We start from the raw sequence: 3,951 nt of genomic DNA, 5'->3' as shown, positions 1-3,951 counted from the left end.
CCACCGTCCCCCCGACGACCCCCACCGCGGCCCGGCGGCGGCGCCGGCCCGTCCTCTCAAGCCTGCCGACCCGCACCGATGAACCCCCGCTTGCTTGTCACTGTCCGAATACGATCATCTTCGAAGAGTGTCGTACCCCGGAGGAACGCGCATTATGTAAGGGCCTGTGCCCGCGAAATCGCAGGCACAGGCCCCTTTGGAGGTCGCTTTACCGGAACGCCGTCCGGCTCACGCGGTGCGGGTCGACGGACCCGCGTCAGTGGGCGAAGTGGCCCCGGTAGTACTCGAAGACCAGGCCCACGGTGGACAGCAGCAGCCCGGCGCCGCCGAGCAGCACCATCCACCAGCCGAACACCATGCCGAGGGACACGAACGCGGCCGAACCGCCGATGTACAGCGGCCACCACGAGTGCGGGCTGAAGAAGCCCAGCTCGCCGGCGGCGTCCGCGATCTCACCCTGCGGGTCGTCCTCGTACAGCGGGCCGCCGTTGGCGCCCTCGAGGCGGCGGATGGTGAAGTGGACGTAGAACCCGATCAGGCCCGACAGGCCGACCGCGAGGGCCAGCGCCGTGGTGCCCGTCCAGTCCTTCGACCAGAGCCAGTACACGACGTCGGTGGCGAGGAAGAAGATCGCGCACCCGTAGAACATGAACGCCTGAACGCGCATCCGCTACTCCTCCGTTTCCGCGGCGTGCCGGGTGGCCGGCTCGTCGGAGGCGAGCGCGACCCGGTTGGACATGTTGATCGGCTCGCCCTTCGCACCGACGTGCGGGTGGTGCAGGTCGAAGGCCGGACGCTCGGACCGGATCTTCGGGATCGAGTCGAAGTTGTGCCGCGGCGGCGGGCAGGAGGTCGCCCACTCCAGCGACGAGCCGTAGCCCCACGGGTCGTCGACCGCGACCAGCTTGCCCTTCTTCCACGTGATGTACACGTTGTAGAAGAACGGCAGCATGGAGGCGCCGAGGATGAACGAGAAGACCGTGGAGACCTCGTTCAGGCCGGTGAACTCGCTGGCGTAGTCGGCGTACCGGCGCGGCATGCCCGCGGCGCCCAGCCAGTGCTGGACGAGGAACGTGCCGTGGAAGCCGATGAACAGCAGCCAGAAGTGGATCTTGCCGAGGGTCTCGTTCAGCATCTTGCCGGTGAACTTCGGCCACCAGAAGTAGAAGCCCGCGAACATCGCGAACACGACCGTGCCGAACACCACGTAGTGGAAGTGCGCCACCACGAAGTAGGAGTCCGACAGCTGGAAGTCCATCGGGGGGGACGCGAGGATGACGCCGGTCAGGCCGCCGAACAGGAAGGTGACCAGGAAGCCCAGCGACCACAGCATCGGCGTCTCGAACGTGAGTTGCCCTCGCCAGATCGTGCCGACCCAGTTGAAGAACTTCACTCCTGTCGGCACCGCGATCAGGAACGTCATGAACGAGAAGAACGGCAGCAGCACCTGGCCGGTGACGAACATGTGGTGCGCCCACACGGTGATCGACAGGCCGGCGATCGAGATGGTCGCGAAGACCAGGCCGATGTAACCGAAGACCGGCTTGCGGCTGAACACCGGCAGGATCTCGGTCACGATCCCGAAGAAGGGCAAGGCGATGATGTACACCTCTGGATGGCCGAAGAACCAGAAGAGGTGTTGCCAGAGGAGCGCGCCGCCGTGCGAGGCGTCGTAGACGTGCGCGCCGAACTTGCGGTCGGCCTCCAGCGCCAGCAGCGCGGCGGCCAGGACCGGGAACGCCAGCAGGACCAGGATGGAGGTCAGCAGGATGTTCCAGGTGAAGATCGGCATCCGGAACATCGTCATGCCCGGGGCGCGCATGCACAGGATCGTGGTGATGAAGTTGACCGCGCCCATGATCGTGCCGAAGCCCGACATGGCCAGGCCCATCACCCACATGTCACCGCCGATGCCCGGCGAGCGGACCGCGTCCGACAGCGGCGAGTAGGCGAACCAGCCGAAGCTGGCCGCGCCGCCCGGGGTCAGGAAGCCCGCGAGCGCGATCAGCGAACCGAACAGGAACAGCCAGTAGGCCAGCATGTTCATGCGCGGGAACGCGACGTCCGGCGCGCCGATCTGCAGCGGCATGATCACGTTGGCGAAGCCCGCGAACAGCGGGGTCGCGAACATCAGCAGCATGATCGTGCCGTGCATGGTGAACAGCTGGTTGAACTGCTCGTTGCTCACCAGCTGCAGGCCCGGCTTGTACAGCTCCGCGCGCATGACCAGCGCGAGGACTCCGCCGAACAGGAACATGATGAACGAGGTGATCAGGTACAGGTACCCGATCTTCTTGTGGTCGGTCGTCGACATCCAGTCGGCGACCAGACGACCCTTGCGGGTCCTGGACGCGGCGACCGTAGCGGTCGGCGCGTGGCTGATCGCGGTCACTTGACACCCCCCGCCGCCTTGGCCTTCTGGCCTGCCAGCCATGTCGTGTACTGGTCGGGCGAGACCACCTGGAGCTGGAACAGCATCCGGCTGTGGTCGACGCCGCAGAGCTCGGCGCAGCGGCCCTCATAGGTGCCCTGCTTGCGAGCGGTGAACTCGAACTCGTTGGTGTAGCCCGGCATGACGTCCTTCTTGTAGAGGAGCGCCGGGACCCAGAACGAGTGGATGACGTCGTTGGCGTGCAGCCGCACGCGGATCGTCCGGTCCGAGGGGACGACCATGACGGGCTTGGCGCCCGTCGGGGCGTTCGGCGCGACCGGGGTGCCGATCACGGAGGCGACGGTCTTCTCCTGACCGCCCTGCTTCTCCTTGTAGTCGAACTGCCAGCTCCACTGGAAGCCCGTCACGTCGACCGTGACCGCCGGGTTCCTGGTGGTCTTCTCGACGTACGACTCGTCGCGCGCGGTGAAGTAGAACAGCACACCGATGATCACGAACGGGACCGCGGTGTAGAGGATCTCGATCGGCATGTTGTAGCGGACCTGCGGCGGCAGGTCGCTGGAGCGCTTGCGGTGGAACAGCACCGCCCAGATGATCAGGCCCCAGACGACGGCGCCCACCGAGAACGCAGCGATCCAGGAGCCCTGCCAGAGCTTCAGCATGCGCTCGGCCTGGTCACTGATCGGCTCGGGCATGCCCAGGCGGGACGCCTGACCGCTGCACGCGGTTGCGGACAGCGCCAGCAGACCTAGCGCGCCGGCGCTTTTGATTGCGCGGCGACTGCGCACAGGCGTACGCCGCTCCCCAGAGCGGGTCGGACTCACGGAATGCCTTCCCCACGGATGAGAGCCCAGGGAACTCCCGGGCGGTGAGATCAGTTGTCACATGTTTGGGGGACACACTAGCGCGAGGGTCCGCGACTCCCCCCTCGGGGTGCCCGGTTAGGGTTCTGGCGTGGCTCGAGCATGTGCTGTCAGACCCTCTGTCCGGCCCTCCTCCTGGCACGGCGAGGCGACGGTCCCGCGCGGCGGTGTCCGGCCGGTGTCCCGCCGCCCGCACGACCGGAGGACGGCGTGGTGACGGGGTACTTCGACGCGGCGTCCGCCGAGCCGCTGCATCCGGCGGCGCGGGCGGCGCTGCTCGGCGCGCTCGACTCCGCCTGGGCCGACCCCGCGAGGCTGTACGGCGCGGCGCCGACCAGGGTCAGCGGGTAGTGGGAGGCGTCCTCGCCCTCCGCCCCGGTGATCCTCAGCCCGGCTCCGGAGGGGCCGTCCGCGGGCGCGCCGGCCGTGATGCCGCGCGGGTAGTTCTGGTACACGAGCAGGGTGTCGAAGACGGCGGCGGGCCCGGCGGCGCGACGGATCTCGGTCTGGCCGAGGTGCTGGTGCGCGAGCAGCCGCGACCGGGCGTCCTGGAGATCGGCGAGCATGCCCGCCGCGGACCGGGCGGGGTCCAGCCGGACGCGCACGGGGACGGTGTTGATGAACAGGCCCAGCATCCGCTGCCATTAAACGATCTTTTACCGACATGGACGACGGCAACGACCATGAGCAGGATAC

General features: G+C 67.7%; 4 protein-coding genes. All 4 read right to left on the bottom strand.

The features are described from left to right. Positions 1-256: 256 nt before the first annotated feature. Positions 257-667, bottom strand: coding sequence for a cytochrome c oxidase subunit 4 (locus AB0J52_RS30820; protein ID WP_500186203.1), 411 nt, complete (start codon positions 665-667; stop codon positions 257-259). A gap of 3 nt (positions 668-670) precedes the next feature. After that, positions 671-2,314, bottom strand: coding sequence for an aa3-type cytochrome oxidase subunit I (gene ctaD / locus AB0J52_RS30815; protein ID WP_500186205.1), 1,644 nt, complete (start codon positions 2,312-2,314; stop codon positions 671-673). Positions 2,315-2,388: 74 nt separating this feature from the next. Beyond that, a complete protein-coding gene (gene ctaC, locus AB0J52_RS30810) occupies positions 2,389-3,180 on the bottom strand; it encodes an aa3-type cytochrome oxidase subunit II (RefSeq protein ID WP_500186201.1) in 792 nt (263 codons plus the stop codon). Between the two features lie 185 nt (positions 3,181-3,365). After that, positions 3,366-3,890, bottom strand: a complete 525-nt coding sequence (locus AB0J52_RS30805; RefSeq protein ID WP_500186199.1) for a condensation domain-containing protein — start codon at positions 3,888-3,890, stop codon at positions 3,366-3,368. Positions 3,891-3,951 lie beyond the last annotated feature (61 nt).

Origin of the sequence: Spirillospora sp. NPDC049652 (assembly GCF_040675125.1) — a bacterium.
Taxonomy (GTDB): Bacteria; Actinomycetota; Actinomycetes; order Streptosporangiales; family Streptosporangiaceae; genus Spirillospora.
This window is presented reverse-complemented; position numbering and strand designations above follow the sequence as displayed.

Bases quoted from the DNA above. Each gene is read 5' to 3' on its own strand.
- ctaD (WP_500186205.1), bottom strand. From the start codon at position 2,314: ATGTCGACGACCGACCACAAGAAGATCGGGTACCTGTACCTGATCACC.
- AB0J52_RS30820 (WP_500186203.1), bottom strand. From the start codon at position 667: ATGCGCGTTCAGGCGTTCATGTTCTACGGGTGCGCGATCTTCTTCCTC.
- AB0J52_RS30805 (WP_500186199.1), bottom strand. From the start codon at position 3,890: ATGCTGGGCCTGTTCATCAACACCGTCCCCGTGCGCGTCCGGCTGGAC.